The 24,021-nt window shown below is 64.8% G+C and carries 14 protein-coding genes; 11 read left to right on the top strand and 3 right to left on the bottom strand.

Translation table 11 applies throughout. From position 1 onward, the window contains the following. Positions 1–105: 105 nt before the first annotated feature. Positions 106–768 (bottom strand): hypothetical protein, encoded by a 663-nt coding sequence (locus IVB26_RS10165; protein WP_247973130.1) that lies wholly within the window; start codon positions 766–768, stop codon positions 106–108. Positions 769–1,073: 305 nt separating this feature from the next. Here IVB26_RS10165 and IVB26_RS10160 point away from each other — a divergent pair, with 305 nt between their 5' ends. Genes IVB26_RS10160 through IVB26_RS10135 form a run of 6 tightly spaced genes read left to right on the top strand, consistent with a single transcriptional unit; the run spans position 1,074 to position 8,578 of the window. Further along, a complete protein-coding gene (locus IVB26_RS10160) occupies positions 1,074–3,923 on the top strand; it encodes a bifunctional transaldolase/phosoglucose isomerase (protein ID WP_247971537.1) in 2,850 nt (949 codons plus the stop codon). Between the two features lie 12 nt (positions 3,924–3,935). Further along, on the top strand, positions 3,936–4,934 hold the full coding sequence (gene gnd, locus IVB26_RS10155) for a phosphogluconate dehydrogenase (NAD(+)-dependent, decarboxylating) (RefSeq protein WP_247971536.1): 999 nt from the start codon (positions 3,936–3,938) through the stop codon (positions 4,932–4,934). A 28-nt stretch (positions 4,935–4,962) separates the two neighbouring features. Further along, positions 4,963–6,474: a glucose-6-phosphate dehydrogenase gene (gene zwf / locus IVB26_RS10150; RefSeq protein ID WP_247971535.1), complete on the top strand. Its 1,512-nt coding sequence runs from the start codon at positions 4,963–4,965 to the stop codon at positions 6,472–6,474. Next, entirely contained in the window at positions 6,474–7,223 is a 750-nt protein-coding gene (gene pgl / locus IVB26_RS10145; protein WP_247973129.1) for a 6-phosphogluconolactonase, read from the top strand. Before zwf ends, pgl begins: the two co-directional genes overlap by 1 nt. Next, entirely contained in the window at positions 7,210–7,740 is a 531-nt protein-coding gene (locus tag IVB26_RS10140) for a gluconokinase (protein ID WP_247971534.1), read from the top strand. The genes pgl and IVB26_RS10140 overlap by 14 nt, the downstream gene beginning before the upstream one ends. Positions 7,741–7,765: 25 nt before the next feature. Further along, complete coding sequence (locus IVB26_RS10135; protein WP_247971533.1) at positions 7,766–8,578, top strand: HAD family hydrolase; 813 nt, start codon at positions 7,766–7,768, stop codon at positions 8,576–8,578. A gap of 211 nt (positions 8,579–8,789) precedes the next feature. Here the strand turns inward: IVB26_RS10135 and IVB26_RS10130 are convergent, their stop codons facing one another. Further along, the gene (locus tag IVB26_RS10130; RefSeq protein WP_247971532.1) at positions 8,790–10,589 is read right to left on the bottom strand and encodes a glycoside hydrolase family 15 protein; all 1,800 of its coding nucleotides are present in this window, start codon (positions 10,587–10,589) and stop codon (positions 8,790–8,792) included. 43 nt (positions 10,590–10,632) lie between these two features. Then, complete coding sequence (gene malQ / locus IVB26_RS10125) at positions 10,633–12,594, bottom strand: 4-alpha-glucanotransferase (RefSeq protein WP_247971531.1); 1,962 nt, start codon at positions 12,592–12,594, stop codon at positions 10,633–10,635. Between the two features lie 205 nt (positions 12,595–12,799). On the opposite strand from malQ, the gene IVB26_RS10120 reads away from it, so the two are divergent. Genes IVB26_RS10120 through treZ form a run of 5 tightly spaced genes read left to right on the top strand, consistent with a single transcriptional unit; the run spans position 12,800 to position 24,021 of the window. Then, a complete protein-coding gene (locus IVB26_RS10120; protein WP_247971530.1) occupies positions 12,800–14,746 on the top strand; it encodes a maltotransferase domain-containing protein in 1,947 nt (648 codons plus the stop codon). A gap of 11 nt (positions 14,747–14,757) precedes the next feature. Further along, positions 14,758–18,051, top strand: coding sequence for a maltose alpha-D-glucosyltransferase (treS, locus tag IVB26_RS10115; RefSeq protein ID WP_247971529.1), 3,294 nt, complete (start codon positions 14,758–14,760; stop codon positions 18,049–18,051). After that, positions 18,044–20,191 (top strand): 1,4-alpha-glucan branching protein GlgB, encoded by a 2,148-nt coding sequence (gene glgB / locus IVB26_RS10110; RefSeq protein WP_247971528.1) that lies wholly within the window; start codon positions 18,044–18,046, stop codon positions 20,189–20,191. The genes treS and glgB overlap by 8 nt, the downstream gene beginning before the upstream one ends. A gap of 3 nt (positions 20,192–20,194) precedes the next feature. Next, positions 20,195–22,273 carry a glycogen debranching protein GlgX gene (gene glgX, locus IVB26_RS10105; protein ID WP_247971527.1) on the top strand — a complete coding sequence of 693 codons (2,079 nt, stop codon included), beginning with the start codon at positions 20,195–20,197 and terminating at the stop codon, positions 22,271–22,273. After that, positions 22,270–24,021 carry a malto-oligosyltrehalose trehalohydrolase gene (gene treZ / locus IVB26_RS10100; RefSeq protein WP_247971526.1) on the top strand — a complete coding sequence of 584 codons (1,752 nt, stop codon included), beginning with the start codon at positions 22,270–22,272 and terminating at the stop codon, positions 24,019–24,021. The genes glgX and treZ overlap by 4 nt, the downstream gene beginning before the upstream one ends.

Raw genomic sequence — 24,021 nt, 5'->3', positions numbered from 1 at the left:
CTATATTGGCTCATTTCCAGAAATTGTCACTTGGTCGCAACATCCGGGCGTTACCGGGGATGAGTCCATCCGGCACCGCAGCATAGCGATCCGCGCGCGGCGATCTTATGACGCTTGTACGGCGAAGCCTTGAGCGCCGCCTTGGGTGCCGCGTTCATCTTCCTGCTGCAATGCGGCGCGCGGACTGGCGGCTGCAATGTGACAGTCGCGACAAGCGCGCAGCAGTGTATCAAAATCGGCCGCCAGGCCCTCCGACCGGATGACGATGCGACCGTCCTGCGCGCAACCGGCCAAGGTGCGGATGCTGTCGAGCTGGCGCTGCAAGCCCGGGGTCGGCGTCAGCACGATCATCTTGCGGCCGCCTTCTTCAGCCGAAATCTCCGCTATCGAATCCCACGGCAGAAATTCATTGCCGATGCGGAGATCGCGGATGCCGTAGGAGGTCACCACCACCACCGCTCCCCGCTCGGCCGGGAGCATCCAGATCAGCCGGATGGTCACCAGGGCGAAAATCACGACGCCGGCAAATCCGACCATCGTGTCGTACTCACCAAGACCATCCCACCAGTCGAAGGCGAGGCTCGCGCTGAGCAGCGTCATGGCAAAGCCCGCCGCGACCAGCAGTCGCAGCGAGGTCGTACACGGACCGATTTCGAGATCGTGCGGTGCGTCGACGCATCCGGCCGGCGCGACCGGCGACGCACTGTTGGCGACGGCGAAGGCGACACCGTCATTTTGAGCCTGCATGCTTTTCCCCAGCATAGCCATTCGCGGCCAAGCCACGATACACCAGACGGACCGGAATCCGCTGATGGCACTCCACGCAGCCACTGGCCGACAGAACGAAGCGGCCGACGTTACGCAACGAGACCCGGCCGAACCTTCGGCCAAGACTTTTTACGCAACAAGGGCTACTCCCGCCCGGATCGCCATGATCGCGACGGAGTTACACCGGAGGGTATGACGCCTGTACCCTTGATTGGTTCCCTCCCGGGAGCATGTAAGTTAGAGGATAGCGCGTCAGGACCGGCGCGGAAACCCCTCGCCCGCAGGCTTGGAGATAAATAAGCATCATGAATCCCGTCAAAGAACTGGAAAAGCACGGCCAGGCCGTCTGGCTGGACTTCCTCGCTCGTGGCTTCATCGCCAAGGGCGACCTGAAGCGGCTGATCGACACCGACGGCGTCAAGGGCGTCACCTCCAATCCCTCGATCTTCGAGAAGGCGATCGGCAGCTCGGACGAATACGACGCTCCGATCGGCAAGGCGCTGAAACGCGGCGACCGGACCGTGGCCGACCTGTTCGAGGCCGTCGCGGTCAAGGACATCCAGAACGCAGCCGACGTGCTGCGCCCGGTCTATGACCGCCTCAAGGGTGGCGACGGCTATGTCAGCCTGGAAGTCTCGCCCTATCTGGCCATGGACACCGCCGGCACGGTCGCTGAAGCACGGCGGCTCTGGAAGGACGTTGGCCGCAAGAACCTGATGGTGAAGGTGCCGGCGACGCCCGAGGGCGTGCCGGCGATCGAGACACTCATCGGCGACGGCATCAGCATCAACATCACGCTTTTGTTCTCCAAGGCGGTCTACCTGGAAGTGGCCGAAGCCTACATCGCCGGCCTGGAGAAATACGTCGCTGGCGGCGGCGATCCCTCGCATGTCGCGAGCGTGGCGAGCTTCTTCGTCAGCCGCATCGACTCGGTGGTCGACAAGCAGCTCGACGAGAAGATCGCCCGCGCCAACGATCCAAGCGAGAAGGAGCGGCTCGCCGCGCTCAAGGGCAAGGTCGCGATCGCCAACGCCAAGGTCGCCTACCAGGACTACAAGCGCCTGTTCTCGGGTCCGCGCTGGGACAAGCTCGCCGCCAAGGGCGCCAAGCCGCAGCGCATGCTGTGGGCCTCGACCGGTACCAAGAACAAGGATTACAGCGACGTCCTCTATGTCGAAGAATTGATCGGCCCCGACACTATCAACACCGTGCCGCCGACGACGCTGGATGCGTTCCGCGACCACGGCAAGCCGCGCGACAGCCTTGAAGAGAATGTCGATGACGCCAGGCGCGTGCTTGAAGAGCTCGAGCGCTCCGGCATCTCGCTCGACGCCATCACCGAGGAGCTGGTCAAGGACGGTGTCAAGCTGTTCGCCGACGCGGCCGACAAGCTCTATGGCGCCGTCGCGCACAAGCGCGCGACCGTGCTCGGGCCCGCGCTCGATCGGCAGCTCCTCTCGCTCGGCGACGGCCTCGGCAAGGCCGTTGCCAAGAGCACCGAAGAATGGCGCGCCTCCGCCAAGATCCGCCGGCTATGGCAGCGTGACAAGTCGGTCTGGACAGGCACGGACGAGGACAAATGGCTCGGCTGGCTCGACAGCGCCGCCAAGGCCGACGTCGCCGACTACGAGGACTATGCGGGCCGGGTGAAGGGCCAGAAATTCTCCGACGCCGTCGTGCTCGGCATGGGCGGGTCGAGCCTCGGCCCGGAAGTGCTGGCCGAGACCTTTGGCAAGAAGCCGGGCTTCCCGAAGCTGCACGTGCTGGATTCCACCGATCCGGCCCAGGTGCGGGCGATGGAAGCCAGGATCGACATCGCCAACACCGTGTTCATCGTGTCGAGCAAGTCCGGCGGCACCACCGAGCCGAACGCGATGAAGGACTATTTTCATGAGCAGGTTGCCAAGGCGGTCGGGCCGAAGGTGAAGACCGGCCATCGCTTCATCGCGGTGACCGATCCGGGCTCGTCGCTGGAGAAGACGGCCAAGAGCCTCAACTACGCCCGCATCTTCCATGGCGAGCCCTCGATCGGCGGACGCTATTCGGTGCTTTCGCCGTTCGGCCTGGTGCCGGCGGCAACGGCCGGCATCGACGTCAAGACCTTCGTCAAGCATGCCTTGGCGATGGCCCGCTCCTGCGGACCGGACGTGCCGCCGAGTGAAAATCCGGGCGTGCAGCTCGGCCTCGCCATCGGCCACGCCGGCCTTGAAGGCCGCGACAAGGTGACGATCCTGTCGTCGAAGAAGATCACCGATTTCGGCGCCTGGGCCGAGCAGCTCATCGCGGAATCGACCGGCAAGGAGGGCAAGGGCCTGATCCCGATCGAGGGCGAGCCGCTGGGCGACCCATCGGTCTACGGCAACGACCGGTTCTTCATCGACATCCGCATCGAGGGCGAGGCGGACGCTGCCCATGATTCCAAGCTTGCCGCGATCGAAGCGGCCGGCCACCCCGTGGTACGCATCGTCATGAAGTCGATCGACCATCTCGGCCAGGAGTTCTTCCGCTTCGAGATGGCGACCGCAGTGGCGGGCTCGATCCTTGGCATCAACCCGTTCGACCAGCCGGACGTGGAAGCTGCCAAGATCAAGACCCGCGAACTCACGGCGTCGTTCGAGAAGACCGGCGCGCTGCCGGCCGAGGAGCCGGTGGTCAGCACGGATGAAGCCGATCTCTACACCGACGAGGCTAACGCAATGGCGCTGCGCGCCGCCGGCGCCAACGGCGATCTCACGTCCTGGCTGAAGGCGCACCTCTCGCGCTCGGGCGAAGGCGACTATGTCGCCCTGCTCGGCTACATCGCACGTGACAAGATCACGATCGATGCCCTCCAGGCCATGCGGCTCGAGGTGCGCGAGAAGCGGCATGTCGCGACCTGCGCCGAGTTCGGACCGCGCTTCCTGCACTCGACCGGGCAGGCCTACAAGGGCGGGCCCGACAGCGGCGTGTTCCTTCAGATCACGGCCGACGATGCCAAGGATCTCGCGGTGCCCGGCCAGAAGGCGAGCTTCGGCGTGATCAAGGCGGCGCAGGCGCGCGGCGATTTCGACGTGCTCACCGATCGCGGCCGGCGCGCGCTGCGCGTTCACCTCAAGGGCGGGCTCAAGAAGGGTCTTGCCGCACTCAATGCGGCGCTCAACGACGCGCTGAACTAAGGAATATTGCAAATGCAACTCGGCATGATCGGCCTCGGCCGAATGGGCGGCAACATCGTTCGCCGCCTGATGCGCCACGGACATTCGACCGTGGTCTATGACAAGGACGCCAAGGCCGTCGCTGGCCTTGCCGCCGACGGTGCAGTGGGCTCTGCGACGCTCGAGGAATTCATCTCGAAACTCGAGCGGCCGCGCACGGCCTGGGTGATGCTACCTGCGGGGCACATCACCGAGACGACGATCGAGACGATTGCGGGCGTGATGCAGGCCGGCGACGTCATCATCGACGGCGGCAACACCTTCTGGCAGGACGACGTCCGCCGCGGCAAGGCACTGAAGGTGCGCGGCATCCATTATGTCGACGTCGGCACATCCGGCGGCGTCTGGGGCCTCGACCGCGGCTATTGCATGATGATCGGCGGCGAGAAGCAGGTCGTCGACCGCCTCGATCCGATCTTCGCTGCGCTCGCGCCGGGCGCCGGCGACATTCCGCGCACGGAAGGACGCGAGGGCCGCGATCCCCGCATCGAGCAGGGCTACGTCCATGCCGGCCCCGTCGGCGCCGGCCATTTTGTCAAGATGATCCACAACGGCATCGAATACGGCCTGATGCAGGCCTATGCCGAAGGTTTTGACATTCTCAAGAATGCCAACATCGAGGCGCTGCCGGCTGATCACCGCTACGACTTCGATCTCGCCGACATCGCCGAGGTGTGGCGGCGCGGCTCGGTGATCCCGTCCTGGCTGCTCGACCTGACCTCAACCGCGCTCGCCGACAGTCCGGCGCTCGCCGAATATTCCGGCTTTGTCGAGGATTCCGGCGAAGGACGCTGGACCGTGAATGCGGCGATCGACGAGGCCGTGCCGGCCGAGGTCCTCACCGCGGCACTTTACACACGTTTCCGTTCCCGCAAGGACCACACCTTCGCCGAAAAAATTCTTTCCGCGATGCGCGCAGGCTTCGGCGGCCACAAGGAGCCGAAGCAGCCGGGCGCAGCGAAGCCCAAGTAAGGCGCAACAAAACGAAGGCCGACATTTCGTGACAAAAGACCCGGAAACAAAGCGCAAGCCGGAAAATTGCGCCTTCGTCATCTTTGGTGTCACCGGCGACCTCACCCATCGCCTGGTGATGCCGTCGCTCTACAATCTGGCGGCGGAAAACATGCTGCCGGAGAAATTCTGCGTCGTCGGCGTGGGCCGCAAGGCGCAGTCGGATGGCGAGCTGCGCGACAGCCTGATGAAGGGCCTGCGCGAGTTCGCCACCCGCCCCGTCGACGACGTTGTCGCGAAACAGCTGCTGCAATGCGTGACCTTCGTCGAGGCCGATCCGAAGGACCCGCCCTCGTTCGATCGCCTGCGCGAACATCTGGATTCGCTGGAATGCGCCCAGGAGACCGGCGGCAACCGCCTGTTCTACCTCGCGACCCCGCCGGCCGCGTTCGCACCGACCGCGCGCGAGCTCGGCCGCACCGGTATGACGAAAGAGAACGGCGCCTGGCGCCGGCTGGTGATCGAAAAGCCGTTCGGCACCGACCTCGCCTCGGCGCGGGCGCTGAACGCCGAGCTGCTGAAGATCATGGACGAGCACCAGATCTACCGGATCGATCACTATCTCGGCAAGGAGACGGTGCAGAACATCCTGGTGCTGCGCTTTGCCAACGGCATGTTCGAGCCGATCTGGAATCGCAACCATATCGACCACATCCAGATCACGGTCGAGGAGAAGCTCGGCGTCGGCCATCGGGGCGGCTTCTACGACGCCACCGGCGCGCTCCGCGACATGGTGCCGAACCATCTGTTCCAGCTGATGTCGCTGGTCGCGATGGAGCCGCCGGCGCGATTCGATGCGCATTCCGTGCGCTCCGAGAAGGCGGAAGTGCTCACGTCGATCCAACAGCCGAGCCCGGAGGAAGCACTGAGGAATTCGGTGCGCGCGCAATATCTCGCAGGGCGCATCGGCGACGACGAGATCCCGGACTATCGCAGGACCGAGGACGTCAAGCCCGGCAGCACCACCGAGACCTTTGTTGCACTGAAGCTGATGATCGACAATTGGCGCTGGGCCGGCGTTCCCTTCTATTTGCGCACCGGGAAAGCGCTCGGCCACAAGCGAACCGAAGTCGCGATCAAGTTCAAGCAGGCGCCGCTGTCGATGTTCTCAGGCACGACGGTCGACCGGCTCTCGCAAAATTTCCTCACTATCGGCATCGCTCCGACCGAGACTATCGAGTTACAATTCAACGCCAAGATCCCGGGGCCGAGCGTCACCATCGACGGCGTCGAGATGAAGTTCCGCTACGGCGATTATTTCCGCGCTGATCCCTCGACCGGCTACGAGACGCTGATCTACGACTGCATGATCGGCGACAACATTCTGTTCCAGCGCGCCGACGGCATCGAAGCCGGGTGGCAGGCGGTGCAGCCGTTCCTGGACGCCTGGAACAGCGCGGGCACGAATGGCATCGAGACCTATCAGGCCGGCGGCGACGGCCCGGCCTGCGCGGACGAGCTGCTCCGACGCGACGGGCGAAGCTGGCGGAAGTTTTCGTGATGGCAGCGGCCGACCAGCCTAAGCTGATCGTCGCGGTCGACGCCGAAGCTCTGGCGCGGGCCGCGGCCGAACGGGTGATGGCGCGGATCGCCGCCAATCCCGGCCGCATCGCAATCTGCCTGACCGGCGGCTCCAGCCCGAAGAAGCTCTATCAACTGCTCGGAAGCGACGACTGGCGCGGCGCGATTCCGTGGGAGCGCGTGCATTGGTTCATCGGTGACGAGCGATTCGTGCCGGAAAGCGATCCCCTCAACAACATGGCGGTGGCGCGCGCGACCTTCCTCGACCGCAATGCGCCTTCAGGCCAAGTCCATCCGATTCCGACCACAGCCGACAATCCCAATCGCAGCGCCGAGGCCTATGCGCGCGAGCTGCAAGCCTTCTACGGCGCCGAAAACCTCGATCCGGCGCGGCCGCTGTTCGACCTGGTCCTGATGGGCGTCGGCCCCGACGGCCACACCGCCTCGCTGTTTCCCGGCTTCTCCGAAATCGAGGAGACCGAACGCTGGGTGGTCGGGGTGCCCAAGGCCAATGTCGCCCCCTTCGTGCCGCGGGTCTCGCTCACCCTGCCCGCTTTGGCCTCCTGTCGTGAAATGCTGTTCGAGATTGCCGGGCACGACAAGCAGGCGATCTTGACGCGCCTCCTCAATGGCGAGACTCTGCCGGCGTTACGCGCGCGCTCGAATGGTGAGACCGTCTGTCTGGTCGACCAGGCCGCGCTTCCGGAGGACATTCGTGGCGAGCGTTGAAGCACCTTGTGCATTGATCGTGATGGGCGTGTCGGGTTCGGGCAAGAGCACGGTTGCGAAGGCGCTCGGCGAGCGGCTTGGCTGGCGCTTCGAGGACGGCGACAGCTTCCATCCCGCAAGCAATGTCGAGAAGATGCGGACGGGCCATCCGCTCACCGACGAGGACCGCTGGCCCTGGCTCAACGCCATCGCCGACGAGATCGCGCGGGTCTGCGGAGGCGGCGGGCACATCATCATCGCCTGCTCGGCGCTGAAGCACACCTATCGCGACGTGCTGCTGCGCGGACGCGAGGACGTCCGCTTCGTCTTCCTGAAGGGCACCAAGGAGTTGATCGCCGAGCGGCTCGCGCAGCGCAAAGGCCATTTCATGCCGCCCGGATTGCTGAAGAGCCAGTTCGACACGCTGGAGCCTCCGGAGGCGGGCGAGCACGTCATCACCGTTTCGATCGACGAAACCGTGGAGGCGATCGTGGATGGCATCGTGCGGCAACTGAAACTGGGCGGCGCGAAACGCTGAGGCAAGAGGAACGTTAGGTCCTGCCATGACGAAAATCTCACTCGTGGTGTCCGACGTCGACGGCACGCTGCTGACCAAGGACAAGACGCTGACCGAACATGCGAGGTCCGCGGTGCAGCGGCTGCACCAGGCCGGCATCGGCTTCACCATCACCTCCAGCCGCCCCGCCATCGGCATGCGCTTTTTGATCGAGCCGCTGGCGCTGTGGCTTCCGGTCGGTCCGTTCAACGGCTCCTCGATCGTCGATCCCGAGTTGAGGCCGGTCGAGCAGCATCTCATTCCGCCGGGGGCGGCGGAGCGGTCCCTGCAAATTCTGCGGGAGTTCGGCGCCGACATCTGGCTCTTCACCACCGACAAATGGCTGATCGACAACCCCGGCGGCAAGTACGTCGCGCACGAGCAGCACACGATCCGCTCCGATCCCACCATCGTGACCGACTTCTCGCCTTACCTTGCCAGCGCCTGCAAGATCGTCGGCGCCAGTGCCGATGCCCCCGGCCTCGCCGCTTGCGAGAAGGCGATGCAGGACGCGCTCGGCGTTGAGGCCACCGCCGTGCGCTCGCAGACCTATTATCTCGACATCACCCCACCCGGCTTCAACAAGGGCACGTTCGTCGAGGCGATGGCCAAGCGCCTGGGGATTGCCACCGACGCAGTCGCCACCATCGGCGACATGCAGAACGACCTCGCGATGTTCGCCGTCAGCGGCGTCTCGATCGCCATGGGCAACGCCGCCGACAACGTCAAGGACCAGGCCACCCACGTCACCGCGACCAACGAGCAGGACGGTTTTGCGGAGGCGATGGAGATGATCTTGAAACGGAACGGGGTGGGTTGAGCTAGAGCCAATTGGTCTTGAGCGGGCTAATCGAGCCGCAGGCTCGCTGTAACCTCTCCCGCTTGCGGGAGAGGTCGCCGCGTAGCGGCGGGTGAGGGATCTCTCCTCTCGGGGGTTCTCGCGAGTGGAGGCACCCTCTCCCCAGCCCTCCCCCGCAGGCGGGGGAGGGAGCGCACCTCCCGCTCTGGATGCATTGCGACAGCCACGATCACTACTTCGACCGCTGCACCGCCGGCTTCTCGCTCTCCTGCCTTGCGGCCGACAGGTTGTGCGCGGTGTTGACCAGCGCGATGTGGGTCAGCGCCTGCGGGAAGTTGCCGGTCTGGCGGCGGGCGACTGAATCGTATTCCTCGGCCAGCAGACCGACATCGTTCGCGATGCCGGCCACGCGGTCGAGCAAGCCTTGCGCCTTGTCGAGATGACCCGACAGCACATGGGCATCAGCCAGCCATAATGTGCAGGCCAGGAACGCGCCTTCGAGCGGCGGCTGCTCCGCAGGCAATTCGCGCGGATCGTGCCGCAGCACGAAGCCGTCGCGCATCAGGCATGTCTCGACCGCCGCGATGGTGCCGCGGATGCGCGGATCGTCCGCCGGCAGAAAGCCGACAGAAGGCAGCAGCAGCACGCTGGCATCGAGCAGTTTCGAACCGTAGGATTCGACGAAGGCGTTTTCCTCCGCGTCAAATCCCCTGTTGCAGACGTCGCGATGAATGGCCTCGCGCAGGGTGCGCCAGTGCAACAGCGGCGCCTTGAAGCCAAAGGTCTCGGCGCTCTTGATGCCGCGGTCGAAGGCGACCCAGGTCATCACCTTGGAGAAGACGTAGTGTTTGGGCTCGCCGCGGCGCTCCCAGATGCCGTGATCGGGCCGGTCCCAGACCGCGGCGAGATGATTGAGCACCGCGCATTCCAGCGCCCAGGTCTGCTCGTCGAGCTTGAGCTTGGCCATGCGCGACTGGTGGAAGGCGTCGATCAACTCGCCGTAGACGTCGAGCTGGAGCTGCGCATGCGCGGCATTGCCGACGCGCACCGGACGGGCGCCCTCATAGCCGTCGAGCCATCCCGCCTCCCATTCCAGCAGCCGCCGCTGGCCCCAGATGCCGTACATGATCTGCATGTTCGCCGGCGCGCCGGCGGCGGCACGCAAGAGCCAATTGTGCCAGGCCGACGCTTCCTCGGTGTAGCCCGAGTTCATCAGCGCCAGCAGCGTGAAGGTGGCATCGCGCAGCCAGCAGAAGCGATAATCCCAATTCCGGCTGCCCCCGAGCTTCTCCGGCAAGGAGGTGGTGGGCGCTGCGACGATGCCGCCGGTCGGGCCGAAAGTCAGCGCTTTCAGCGTGATCAGCGAGCGCATGATCAGGTCGCGATAGTCGCCGTCGCGGGTGCAATGGCCGCACCAGTCCTTCCAGAATCCCTCGGTGTCCCGGAGCGCGGTCTCCGGATCGATCGGCGCGGGTGGGTCGAGATGCGAAGGGCCGTAGGTCAGCACGAACGGCACGGTCTCGCCGGCCTTCACTTCGAAGTCGGAGACCGTGGTCAGATTTTCGCCGCGAGTCTCGACCGGCGTGCGCAGCACCGTCATGTCCTGGCCGGCGATCGCCATCAGGGAATGATCGATCCGTCGCACCCAGGGAATATCGGCGCCGAAGCCGAAGCGGATGACGAGCTCCATCCGCATCTTCACCGTGCCGCTGACGCCGCGCACCAGCCGCACGATATCGGACGCCTTGCCGCGCAGCGGCATGAAGTCGATCAGCGCAATGGTACCGCTCTTCGTCTCAAAACGCGTTTCGAGGATGAGTGTGTCGCCGAGATAGCGGCGCGACGTCTTCGTGACGTCCTCGCTCGGTGCGATCAGCCAGCGGCCGTTCTTGTGCGTGCCGAGGATCGCGGCGAAGCAGGCATCGGAATCGAAGGCGGGCCAGCACAGCCAGTCGATCGAGCCGTTGCGCCCGACCAGCGCCGCGGTCTCGCAATCACCGATCAGCGCATAGTCCTCGATCCTCTGAGACAATGTCGTGCGAGCCTGGAATTAGCCCCCGGAAACCCCGCGCGCGTCAACTCCCACCGGTCAGCGAACGTTCCCGCGTCGCGGCCTTCAAAGCTGTGAGATCGATCTTGGCGGCGATCTTGTCGAGCGCGACGGGAAGGCGCTGGCGCCAGTTCGGATGTTCGTCGATCGTGCCGGGAATGTTGGGTTGATCGATCACGCCCAGCAGATCCTCCATCGACACCGCAAGCAGCCGCGACGGCGTGCGCGACAGGAAGGCGAGGACCGAGTAGAGGTCGTTGGCCTTGATGCCGTTCTGGCGCAGGATCTCGTCGAGCCTGCCGAGCGCATCCCAGCGCGCCTGGTCGTTCTCGCCGGGATCGAGCCCGAGCGAGCGCTTCATCTTGAGATCGCTGAAGGAGCGCCAGCCGGCATAGGTCGACAGGTCATGCGTGTTCAGCGTGACGAGCGCGTTGGGCCGGTAATGGTCGACGTTGCGGAAATGGCCGGCATCGTCGCGCTCGAACATCATGACGAGATAGGACCAGATGCCGAAATCCTGCATCATCTCGCGAAATCCTTCCGGCACGGTGCCGAGGTCCTCGCCGATCACGATGCATTTGTGGGCCGCGCTCTCGCGCGCCACGGCGCCGAGCAGCGCCTCGAACGGCATCTGCACATAGGCGCCGTTGTCCGGCTTGAAGCCGCGCGGCACGAGATAGAGCCGCTTCAGGCCGAGCACGTGGTCGAGGCGGATCGCGCCGGCATGGCGCATCGAAGCCGCGAGCATGTCGGCGAACGGCACGAAGGATTGCGCCTCCAGGCCACCGGCGTTGAAGCCGGCAAGGCCCCAGTCCTGGCCGATAGTGTTGAGCACGTCGGGCGGCGCGCCGACGGCGAGATGACGGGAGATCGCCATCTGCTCGTTCCAGGCATCGAAGCCGTTGGACTGCACGCCGACGGCCACATCGAGATAGAGCCCGACGCGCATGCCGAGCCGGCTGGCGAGTTCCTTGGCGGCATGCAGCTGGCTATCTGCGGTCCATTGCACGAACTCGACGAATTCGACCTCGCGCTTGTCAGGGCCATTGCGCAGCCCGGCGCATTTGGCCTCGTCGGGCTGCCGCCATTCCACCGGCCATTCCCACCACGGCGCGGCGAAGCGATGGCGCAGCACCTCGAAGCAGGCAAAGCGCGACAACAGCGGTGCACGGGCAGTGCGGAACGTGTCGAATTCCTTGCGGCGCGCTTCGCTCGCGCTCGTCACGAAGCTGTTAAAGGCGGCCCGCAAGGCCAGCCATTTCAGCGCCGCCATGTCGGCATAGGGCACGCGGTCGCCTTTACGCAGACGGGCGGCGGTCGCGGCCGCGTCGGGCACAAAGTCTGCCGAGAATTCGGGAATGGCCTCGACGTCGATATAGAGCGGATTGAGGAACAGCCGGCTGTTCGGCGAATAGGGGCTGCAATCGGCCGGGTGGTCGTCGAACAGGACGTGCAGCGGATTGAGCCCGACGCCGTCGGCTCCGAGCTGCTTGGCGAGCCGCACGAGATCGGCAAGGTCAGTGAAGTCGCCGATGCCCCAGTTTCGGTCTGAACGGACGCTGTAGAGCTGCACGGCGAGCAGCCAGCCGCGGTCGAAATCGCCGCCGAAGGCCCGCTCGGGCGCCACGATCATCGGCACCTCTTCCGTCACACCTTTGGCATCGGTCAGTGTCAATCGGTGATACCCGAGCGGCAGGCCGGCGGGCCAGGCGATCACAGGCTCGCGCGTCTCGCCCTGGGCAATCAATTTGCCGTTTGCGGCCAATGTCCATTGCAGCGGCGGCGCGCCGATGGCCGGCAATTCCGTGCGCGGGTGTCCGAGCGCGCGAACCACCACCGGCCCAAGGACGAAGCGGTAAACCCGCTTCTCCGGCAGGGCGTCGAGGATCGATTTGAGGGCCACGGGATCTGTGACCCGCAGCTTCCCCAGGGCATCGACGAATTCGGATTGAACGCCCTTGATCCGGGCTTGAGCTAAAAGATCCATTCGGCACGCAGCTTGCAGGCCACCCGTTTGCCGGGGGCATCGATTTTAACGAGGCAGCGGAAGACGTTAGTCGGCCTTAACGCACAAACGGCGGTTGCCGTTCCCAGGGGGAACTAATGACACACAAGCGGCTTTCTATATAGGTATCAAGCGTAGGTTCCCGACAAGGGAAACGGGCTCCTGCTTTCTTGTCAATGGCATCACCGTGAACAAGACAATTCAAACTGTCGAAAGTGCCGCAACCGGCAGCGCTTTCCTCGTCGAAGACGTCTATCCCGCGATCGATAGCGGCCGCTTCGCCGTGAAACGGATCGCGGGCGAACGGGTCGAGGTGTGGGCCGATGTTTACCGCGATGGCGACGCCGTGGTCAGCGCCGCGCTGCTCTGGCGTCCTGAGCAGGACCGGGACTGGCGGCGCGAGCCGATGATCCATCATGGCAATGACCGCTGGTCCGGTGCGTTCACGCCGGTCGAGACCGGCCAGTATGTCTATGCGGTCGAAGCCTGGACCGACGAGTTCGCCACCTGGTCCCATGGAGTCGTGCGCAAGCAGCGAACCGGCGCCGATGTCAGCCTCGATGCCATCGAGGGTGCCGGGCTCTTGACCAAGGCGCATGGCGCGCCGCAGGCCGCCGCGGCGATCATCGTCAGGCAATGCGAGGATTATCTTCAAACCGGCGATGTCACCTCGCTGCTTGCGACCGAACTCGGCGATGCCATGGCCGAGAGCCAGTCCCGGCCGGACCTGACCCGCTCACAGCCCTTCCCGCTGACCGTCGACCGCGACAGAGCGCGGTTTGGCGCCTGGTATCAGATGATGCCGCGCAGCCAGAGCCGGATCCCCGGCCAGCACGGCACGCTCCGCGACTGCATCGCGCGCGTGCCCGACATCACGGCGATGGGTTTCGACGTGCTCTATTTCACGCCGATCCACCCGATCGGGCGTCGCCGCCGCAAAGGCCGCAACAATGCGCCGGTGGCAACCCAAGGCGAACCCGGCTCGCCCTATGCGATCGGAGCTGCCGAGGGCGGCCACGATGCGCTGCATCCCGAGCTCGGCACCGTCGAGGATTTTCGCGCACTGGTCGCGACCTGTCTCGAGTACGGTCTCGAGCTGGCGCTCGACTTCGCCGTGCAATGCTCGCCGGAACATCCCTGGCTGACGCAGCATCCGGAATGGTTCAAATGGCGGCCGGACCGCTCAGTGCGGACCGCGGATGGACCCTATTCCGACATCGTGATCCCCGATTTCGCCTCGGTCGACCGCGTCGGCCTGTGGAATGCCTTTCGCGATGCCATGCTGTTCTGGATCGACCATGGCGTCACCATCTTCGCCATCGACAACCACGACACCGCGCCGCTTGCGTTCTGGGACTGGCTGATCCGCGACATCCGCCGCCGGCATCCCGAGGTGATCCTGTTCTCCAAGACGTTTGCGCGGCCAAAGCTGATGAAGGGCCTCGCCAAGCTCGGCTTTGCGCAGTCCTTCACCTATTTCCCCTGGCGCACCTCGCGGTGGGAGCTGGAGCAATATCTCGGCGAGCTGACGCGCTATCCCGAGCGCGACTTCTATCGGCCTAACCTGTTCGTCAACACGCCCGATCTGCTGCCCTTTCATCTCCAATGCGGGGAGGCCTGGGCGTTCAAGTCGCGCGTTGCGCTGGCGGCGGGTTTGTCGGGCAGCTACGGCGTTTACAGCGGATTCGAGCTGCTGGAACACGAGGCGATCCCCGGCCGCGAGGAATATCTCGATTCCGAGAAATACCAGATCAAGCAGCGCGACTGGGATAAGCCCGGCAACATCAAGTCCTACATTGCCGAACTCAACCGCATCCGCAACGACAACGCCGCACTTCAGCAAACGGCGAACTTGCGTTTTCTCGGCATCGAAGACGGCGAGACGATCGCCTTCCTCAAGGAGGCGGCTGAGCCCGCCAATACCGTCGTGATCGTGATTGCGCTGTCCCGCCATGTGCGCGAATGCTGGCTGCCGCTCGGCGACGTCACTGTTGACGCCGGCGGGCAGCGTCACCATGTGACGACACTCGAAAACCTCCTCACCGGCGAGCGGTCCCGCATCGAATGGGGCGGGATCAGGTTACGCATCGATCCCGACCGCGATCCGGCGTTCTTGTTCCGCTGCCTGGCGTAAGGGGCCACGCCATGAATGTTCTATCTTCCGTCGACACCAAGAAAGCCGAGGCTGCCGAGATCGTGGACGAGCTCTGGTACAAAGACGCCATCATCTACCAGCTCCACGTCAAGGCCTTCGCCGACAGCAACAATGACGGCATCGGCGACTTCGCCGGACTGACCGAGAGGCTGCCTTATCTGCAGGAGCTCGGCGTCACCGCGCTGTGGCTACTGCCGTTCTACCCCTCGCCCGGCCGCGACGACGGCTACGACATCGCCGACTACGGCTCGGTCAATCCCGATTTCGGGACGATGAAGGACTTCAAGCGCTTTATCCAGGAAGCGCAGAAGCGGGGCCTGCGCGTCATCACCGAGCTCGTCGTCAACCACACCTCGGACCAGCACAATTGGTTCAAGCGCGCGCGCCGCAGCCATCCGGGCTCGAGCGCTCGCAACTGGTATGTCTGGAGCGACACCGACCAGAAATACCAGGGCACGCGCATCATCTTCACCGACACCGAGAAGTCGAACTGGACCTGGGATCACGAGGCTGGCGCCTTCTACTGGCACCGGTTCTTCTCGCACCAGCCGGACCTCAATTTCGACAATCCGCGCGTGGTCAGCGCGCTGATCCAGGTGATGAAGCGCTGGCTGGACGCGGGCGTCGACGGCTTCCGGCTCGACGCCATTCCCTATCTCTGCGAGCGCGACGGCACCAACAACGAGAACCTCCCCGAGACTCACGCCATCATCAAGCGCCTGCGTCAGGAGCTCGACGCCTACTCCAAGGGCAAGCTGCTGCTGGCCGAGGCCAATCAATGGCCGGAGGACGTGCAGGAATATTTTGGCCGTGGCGACGAATGCCACATGGCCTATCACTTCCCGCTGATGCCGCGCATCTACATGGCGATCGCCCAGGAGGACCGCTTCCCGATCACCGACATCCTGCGCCAGACGCCGGACATTCCGGCGAGCTGCCAATGGGCGCTGTTCCTGCGCAATCATGACGAGCTGACGCTGGAGATGGTCACCGACGTCGAGCGCGACTATCTCTGGACCACCTACGCCAACGACCCCCGCGCGCGCATCAATGTCGGCATCCGCCGGCGCCTCGCGCCGCTGATGGACAACGACCGGCGCAAGATCGAGTTGATGAACTCGCTGCTGCTGTCCTTCCCCGGCACGCCGATCATCTATTACGGCGACGAGATCGGGATGGGCGACAACATCTATCTCGGCGACCGCAACGGCGTGCGCACCCCGATGCAATGGAGCCCGGACCGCAATGGCGGCTTCTCGCGCTGCGACCCGGCCCGCCTCTACGCGCCGCTGATCATGGACCCGGTCTACGGCTACGAATCGGTGAACGTGGAGGCGCAGTCGCGCAGCCTGTCATCGCTGCTCAGCGCCACCAAGCGGCTGATCTCGGTGCGCAAGTCGACGCTCGCCTTCGGTCGCGGTACCATGACCTTCATCCGCCCGGCCAACCGCGCCGTGCTGGCCTATGTCCGGCAGTACCACGACGAGGTGATCCTGTGCGTCGCCAACCTCTCGCGCGCCGCGCAGGCGACCGAGCTCGATCTGTCGCCGTGGAAGGACCGCATCCCGCAGGAGATGCTCGGCCGCACCCGCTTCCCCGCGATCGGCGAGCTGCCCTACATGATCACGCTGGGGCCCTACGGCTTCTACTGGTTCCAGCTTCAGGAACGCGATAAGTCCGAGCCGGTGACGCCGCGCGCGGTGCCGGAATTCGAGACGCTGGTGGTGCCGGTGAATTCGAACTGGGTGTCGCTCGCCCGCGAGCGCGGCGTGTTCGAGCGCGACGTGCTGCCGGGATTTTTGTCGCGGACGCGGTGGTATCCCGAGCACAATCCCAAGCAGATCAAGACCACGCTGACCTCGGCCGTGCCGTTCTGCGATATCGGCGACAACAGGCCCTGGATCGCGTTCTTTGAGAGGGCGGACCAGGACGCCGCGCGGCGTTACGTGCTGCCGATGCAGATCGAGTGGGTGCGCTTCGACCGGGAGCGCTTCAACCCCAAGGCGCTCGCCGCGGTGCGCCAGGGTGCACGCGAAGGCACGTTGCTCGACGTCGCGACCGACCAGATCTTCATCGGCCTCTTCCTGCGCAACCTGTCGCAGAATTTGGTGGTGGAGGAGAACAATCTGCGGCTCGAGTTCAAGGCGACCAGCCGGTTCGCCGACTACACCATCAAGGAGCCCGAACGGATCCGCGCGATCGAACAGTCGAACAGCACCGCGATGGTCGACAACCAGTACGTCGCCAAGCTCTATCGTCAGCTCGAACGCGGCATCAATCCCGAGATCGAGATCGGCCATTATCTGACCGAGGTCGCGCGCTTTGCCAATACGCCGGCGCTACTCGGCAGCGTCGAGCTGGTCGAGGGCGATCAGCGCAGCGCGCTGGGCGTACTGCATGCCTATGTCGAGAACCAGGGCGACGGCTGGACCGTGACCACGGGTTATCTCGATCGCTATATCGACGAGCAGCGCGTGTTGTCGGCGGGCGAAGCGCCCCGCGAGACCCAGGAGCAATCGCCCTATCTGCACTTCATCGCGCAGATCGGCAGGCGGCTCGCCGAGATGCATGTCGCCCTGGCCGCGGCGAAGGCGGACGATCTCGCCCCGGAGCCGATCGGCCCTGAGCACGTCAAACGACTTGTGTCCGACCTCAAGGCGCGGGCCGAACGGGTTTTCGAGCGGCTTGCCGACAGCCGCGACGGCCTGCGGGAGGCGGACCGGCCGCTGATCGACCGGCTCGCCGCAGTGCGCGCGACCCTACCCGACCACCTCGATGCGCTATTGCCTTCAGAGATCGGCGGGTTGAACATCCGTCATCATGGCGACTTCCGCCTCGGGCAAACTCTGATCGTGAAGGACGATATCTTCATCATCGACTTCGACGGCGATCCGCGTCTGCCGCTGGCCGGCAAGCGGCGTAAGCTGCCTGCCGCGCGCGACGTCGCCGGCCTGATCCGCTCGATCGATGGTTCGGTGAACGCGGCGCTGAGCCGCGCGCTCACGGGTGCCTCCGACGAGCAAGGCCGGCTCACGGCCGCGCTCGACGAATGGCGCGAGCGCGCCGCCGCAACCTTCCTGTCCGCCTATCGCGACGCCATGACCGATCGGCGGCTGTGGCCGGAGAACCGGCAATCCGCGGAAGGCCTGTTAAGATTTTTCCTGCTTGATCAGGCCTTCCATGACGTAGAGTACGAGCTGTCCCACCGGCCTGAGGGGCTCCATGCGCCGCTGACCGGACTGCTTCGCATTCTGTCCAGTACCGAGAGCGAAGCCCATGCCTAAACTGCCTGCCGAAGCCTATGCGATCATCGAGGGCCGCCACTCCGACCCCTTCCACTATCTCGGGCTGCACCCCGAGGGCGGTAGAAGCGTGGTGCGCGCGTTTCTGCCCGAGGCCTCCAATGTCGAGGCGGTCGGCGAACAGGGGGAGGTCGCCTCGCTCGACCGCGTGCACGATGCCGGGCTGTTCATCGGTGCCCTGCCCAACGGCTCGAAGCACTATCAGCTGCGCGCAAAGTTCGGCGGCAACGTCGTCGAGTTCGAGGATGCCTATCGCTTTCCGCCGGTCCTGACCGATTTCGATCTCTATCTGCTCGGCGAAGGCACCCACCAGCGCCTCTACGACAAGCTCGGCGCCCATCCGATGCGCCACGAAGGCATCGACGGCATCGGCTTCGTTGTGCTGGCGCCGAATGCGCGGCGCGTGTCCGTGGTCGGCGATTTCAATTTCTGGGACGGGCGGCGTCATCCCATGCGGGTGCGCGGCGCCGGGTATTGGGAATTGTTCATCCCGCATGCCAAGGCTGGCGATCACTACAAGTTCGAAATCATCGGGCCGCATGGCCATCTGCTGCCGTTGAAGTCAGATCCCATGGCGTTCGCCAGCGAGGTGCGGCCGAAGACGGCCTCCATCGTGTTCGACGAGGCGCATCTGCCACGGCCGCGCCCGGCACCCGATGGCATCAACGCGCTGTCGGCGCCAATGTCGATCTACGAGGTTCATCTCGGCTCATGGCGCCGCAAGAACGGCGATGAATGGCTGACCTATCGCGAGCTGGCCGAGCAGCTGCCGGCCTATGTCCGCGACATGGGTTTTACCCATCTCGAATTCCTCCCCGTGAGCGAGCATCCCTTCGACGGGTCCTGGGGCTACCAGCCGACCGGCCTCTATGCCCCGACCAGCCGCTTCGGCACACCGGAAGATTTTGCCGCCCTCGTCGACGCCTGCCACCGCGAAGGCGTCGGCGTGCTGCTCGACTGGGTGCCCGGTCACTTCCCGGACGATCCGCACGGGCTCGGCAGCTTTGACGGCACCGCGCTGTACGAGCACGCCAATCCGCTGCAGGGGCGCCACCTCGACTGGGGCACGCTGATCTACAATTACGGCCGCACCGAAGTAACGAACTTCCTGGTGTCGAACGCGCTGTTCTGGCTGGAGCGCTACGCGATCGACGGGCTGCGCGTCGATGCGGTGGCGTCCATGCTCTATCTCGACTACAGCCGCCCGCCGGGCGCCTGGGTCCCGAACCAGTATGGCGGCCGAGAGAACATCGAGGCGATCAACTTCCTGCGGCGCTTCAACACCGAACTGTTCGCTCGCTTCCCGCAGGCGACCACGGCTGCCGAAGAGTCCACCGCCTGGCCGCAGGTCTCGCGCCCGGTCGAATTCGGCGGGCTTGGCTTCGGCTACAAGTGGAACATGGGCTGGATGCACGACACGCTGAACTACATCAGCAAGGATCCTGTTCACCGCAAGCACCATCACGGCGACATCCTGTTCGGTCTGCACTACGCCTTCTCGGAGAACTTCATCCTGCCGCTCTCCCATGACGAGGTCGTGCACGGCAAGCGCTCGATCCTCGGCCGCATGCCCGGCGACGAGTGGCAGCGCTTTGCGAATTTGCGCGCCTATTACAGCTTCATGTTCGGCCATCCCGGCAAGAAGCTGTTGTTCATGGGCGCCGAAATCGCGCAGAGCCGCGAATGGAACCACGACCAATCCCTCGACTGGCACCTGCTCGAATACAAATACCATTCCGGCATCCAGGCGCTGATCCGGGACCTCAACCGGCTCTATCGCGCGGTGCCGGCGCTGCACCAGATGGACTGCGACCAGGCCGGTTTCGAATGGCTGATCACGGACGATGCCAACCGCAACGTGTTCGCCTGGCTGCGCAAGGGATTTGACGAGCACGCACGGTGTCTCGTCATCACCAACTTCTCTCCCAATGTCTATCAGAACTATCGCGTTCGCGTGCCCTTTGCCGGCAAGTGGAAAGAGGTGTTCAATTCGGACTCCGCCCATTATGGCGGCAGCAATGTCGGGAACATCGGCGAGGTTCATGCCGTTGACGGCAAGGCGCCCGAGCTTCGCCTCACCATTCCACCGCTCGCCGCGATCTTCCTCGTTCCGGAAAGCTGACACATGCGCCTGACTGCTGGATCGCCCGCACGCCTCGGCGCAAGCTGGGACGGACGCGGCACCAATTTCGCGCTGTTCTCCGCCAACGCACAGAAGGTCGAGCTCTGCCTGTTCGACAGCCAGGGCCGTCGCGAGCTCGAGCGCATCGAATTGCCGGAACGAACCGAGGACGTCTGGCATGGCTATCTCAACGACGTCTCGCCCGGCCAGCTCTACGGCTATCGCGTGCACGGTCCCTATGAGCCCGAGCACGGCCACCGCTTCAACGCCAACAAGCTGCTGCTCGACCCCTATGCCAAGCGGCTCTCGGGGCGCCTGGTCTGGAGCGATGCGCATTTTGCCTACCGCACCGGGAGCCCGCGCGAGGATCTCTCCTTCGACCGCCGCGACAACGCGCGCGGCATGCCCAAGGCCGTCGTGGTCGACGAGACCTTCAACTGGGGCCGCCGCGAGATCCGTCCCAACATCGCCTGGGAAGACACCGTCATCTACGAGGCTCACGTCAAGGGTCTGACGCAGAAGCGTGACGACGTGCCGCCGAACCTGCGTGGCACCTATGGCGGCCTGTCCTCGCCGGCAATGATCGAGCACCTGAAGAAGCTCGGCGTCACCACGGTCGAGCTGCTGCCGGTGCACAGCTTCGTCGACGACCGCATCTTGGTGGAGAAGAAGCTCGTCAATTACTGGGGCTACAACACGCTGTCCTTCTTCGCCCCCGAGCCGCGCTACGCCCAGGACAACGCGCTCGACTCCTTCCGCACCACGGTGGCGCGCCTGCACGATGCCGGCATCGAGGTGATGCTCGACGTCGTCTACAATCACACCGCCGAGGGCAATCACCTCGGCCCGACGCTGTGCTACCGCGGCATCGACAACGCCTCCTATTACTGGCTGAACCGCGAGAACCCGCGCTATTACGACGACTTCACCGGCTGCGGCTCGTCGGTGAACCTCACCCATCCGCGCGTGTTGCAGATGGTGATGGATTCGTTGCGATACTGGGTCGAGGTCTGCCACGTCGACGGCTTCCGCTTCGACCTCGCCACCACGCTCGCGCGCGGCCCGAACGGCTTTGATCGCGGCATCTCGTTCCTCACCGCGATCCGACAGGATCCGGTGCTGGCGGCCGTCAAGCTCGTCGCCGAGCCCTGGGACCTCGGCCTCGGCGGTTACCAGGTCGGGGCATTCCCCTCGCAATGGTCGGAATGGAACGATCGCTATCGCAGCGCCATGCGGCGCTACTGGAGCGGCGAAGGCAGCCTGATCGGCGATATCTCCAGCCGCATGACGGCGTCATCCGACCTGTTCAACCATGACGGACGGCGGCCGCGCGCCAGCATCAACCACATCACCGTCCACGACGGCTTCACGCTCGCCGATCTCTTCAGTTACAACGAGAAGCACAACGAGGCCAACGGCGAGGACAATCGCGACGGCTCCAACGACAACCACAGCAACAATTGCGGTGTCGAGGGTCCGACCGACGATCCTGATATCATCGGCCTGCGCCGCCAGCTTCGCAAGAACGTGCTGGCCTGTCTGATGCTCGCGCAGGGCATTCCGCTGATCCTCGCCGGCGACGAGGTCGGCAATTCGCAATCCGGCAACAACAACGCCTATTGCCAGGACAACGAAATCGGCTGGGTCGGCTGGGACAATCTCGGCAAGGAGGGCGACGACATGGTCGATTTCGTCGCCCAACTCGCCGACATCCGCCGCCGGTTCTCGCAACTTCGCAGCCATCGCTGGCTCGACGGCCGCCCCAAGGACGGCATCTCCTACGGCGCGCTGTGGCTGACCCCTGAAGGCAACGAGATGACGGAGAACGACTGGAAATTCCCGGAAGGCAGGTTCCTCTCCTATGTGATGGGGCCGATGGAACCAGGCAGCGCCGCGATCTTTATCGTTCTGAACGCCGCCCCGGAAGAGATCGCATTCAAATTGCCCAAAATGACCGAATACAAGAGCTGGCAGCAGATCCTGAACACGACCGATGCCAAGCTGAACACGGCCGACTTCCAGCCCGGAAGCGACAGCAAGGCGCAGCCGCGCTCCGTGCTCGCCTTCGCGGGGGCGCTATGAGGCCATCCTTCGGGGCGAAGCCGACGAAGGACGGCGTCTCGTTCCGTCTGTGGGCGCCCGCGGCGCGGCGCGTCGATCTCCTGCTCGACCGAAGACACGCGATGCAACGCCGCCAGGATGGCTGGTATGTCGCCGATATCGTCGGTCTTCCCGTGGGCAGTCGCTACAAGTTCAGGATCGACGACGAGATCGACGTGCCCGATCCGGCGTCGCCCTTCCAGCCCGAGGATGTGTTCGGCCCGAGCGAGGTGATCGATCACGATGCCTTTTCATGGCGTGCGCGCGATTGGCGCGGTCGTCCCTGGGAAGAGACGGTGCTGATCGAGACCCATGTCGGCACCTTCACCGCTGCCGGCTCTTACCGCGCCATGATCGACAAGCTCGATCATCTCGCCGCAACCGGCATCACGGCGCTCGAACTGATGCCGCTGGCCGATTTCGCAGGACGCCGCGGCTGGGGCTACGACGGCGTGCTATGGTATGCGCCCGACAGCGCCTATGGCCGCCCCGAAGAGCTCAAGACGCTGATCGACGAGGCGCATCTGCGCGGCCTGATGGTGTTCCTCGACGTCGTCTACAATCATTTCGGCCCCGAGGGGAATTATCTCGGCCGCTATGCGCCGGCCTTCTTCACCGACGCGCACACACCCTGGGGCAGCGCGATCGACTATCGCGTGCCGCAGGTGCGCGCGTTCGCAGTCGAGAATGCGCTGTCCTGGCTCAGCGACTACCGTTTCGACGGCCTGAGGCTGGATGCCGCCAATCACATCATGGCGGTGCCCGGCGAGCAGTCGATGCTGCAGGACCTCAGCGTCGCCGCCGGCGAACTCGCCAAGGCGACGGGGCGGCACATCCATCTCGTGCTGGAGAATGGCGACAATCGCGCCAGCCTGCTCGATGCCGCGCAGAATCCACCAAGCGGCAAGTATCGCGCGCAGTGGAACGACGACTATCACCACGTCTGGCACGTGATGCTGACGGGTGAGCTCGCCGGCTATTATGCCGACTACCAGACGCCGCGTATGGACCTCGCGCGCGCACTCGCCTCGGGCTTCGTCTATCAGGGCGAGGTTTCGGAGTTCTGGGGCAAGAAACCGCGCGGCGAGCCGAGCGGCGAGCTGACGCCGGCGACCTTCGTCAACTTCCTGCAGAACCACGATCAGATCGGCAACCGTCCGCTCGGCGATCGGCTCGAAAGCCTGGCATTGCCGCAGCAGATCGAAGCCGCACTCGCGGTGACCCTGCTCGCGCCGATGGTGCCGATGCTGTTTCAGGGCGAGGAATGGGGCTCGACGGTGCCCTTCCCGTTCTTCTGCGATTTCCAGGGCGAACTGGCCGACGCCGTCCGCAAGGGGCGCAAGCAGGAATATGCCTGGGCCTACGAGAAATACGGCAATGAGGTGCCCGACCCGCTCGATCCGGCCACGCTGCAATCGTCCGTGCTCGACTGGACCGGCCGCACGGCGGAGCAGGACGCACGGCTCGCCTTGGTGCGGCAACTGCTTGCGGTCCGCCGCAAGGAGATCATGCCGCGACTGAAGGAAGCGGCTTTCGGCGACGCCGACGCTGCCGACAACGGCCTGCTCACTGCGCATTGGCGCATGGGGGACGGCGCGACGTTGCGCCTGACCGCCAATCTGTCGGACCAGGAGATCACGTCCGATGTCAGCGCGGGCACGCCGATCTGGGGCGGCGGGACCAGCGAGCGGCTCCCGCCCTGGTCGGTGGTCTGGCGCCTCGGAGGTTGA

Origin of the sequence: Bradyrhizobium sp. 195, assembly GCF_023101665.1 — a bacterium.
GTDB lineage: Bacteria > Pseudomonadota > Alphaproteobacteria > Rhizobiales > Xanthobacteraceae > Bradyrhizobium.
The sequence above is the reverse complement of the archived record's forward strand: the minus strand, read 5'-3'. Positions and strand labels throughout refer to the sequence as shown.

Coding starts and splice junctions, on each gene's coding strand:
- IVB26_RS10165 (WP_247973130.1), bottom strand. CDS start 768: ATGGCTATGCTGGGGAAAAGCATGCAGGCTCAAAATGACGGTGTCGCC.
- IVB26_RS10160 (WP_247971537.1), top strand. CDS start 1,074: ATGAATCCCGTCAAAGAACTGGAAAAGCACGGCCAGGCCGTCTGGCTG.
- gnd (WP_247971536.1), top strand. CDS start 3,936: ATGCAACTCGGCATGATCGGCCTCGGCCGAATGGGCGGCAACATCGTT.
- pgl (WP_247973129.1), top strand. CDS start 6,474: ATGGCAGCGGCCGACCAGCCTAAGCTGATCGTCGCGGTCGACGCCGAA.
- IVB26_RS10135 (WP_247971533.1), top strand. CDS start 7,766: ATGACGAAAATCTCACTCGTGGTGTCCGACGTCGACGGCACGCTGCTG.
- malQ (WP_247971531.1), bottom strand. CDS start 12,594: ATGGATCTTTTAGCTCAAGCCCGGATCAAGGGCGTTCAATCCGAATTC.
- treS (WP_247971529.1), top strand. CDS start 14,758: ATGAATGTTCTATCTTCCGTCGACACCAAGAAAGCCGAGGCTGCCGAG.
- glgB (WP_247971528.1), top strand. CDS start 18,044: ATGCCTAAACTGCCTGCCGAAGCCTATGCGATCATCGAGGGCCGCCAC.
- glgX (WP_247971527.1), top strand. CDS start 20,195: ATGCGCCTGACTGCTGGATCGCCCGCACGCCTCGGCGCAAGCTGGGAC.
- treZ (WP_247971526.1), top strand. CDS start 22,270: ATGAGGCCATCCTTCGGGGCGAAGCCGACGAAGGACGGCGTCTCGTTC.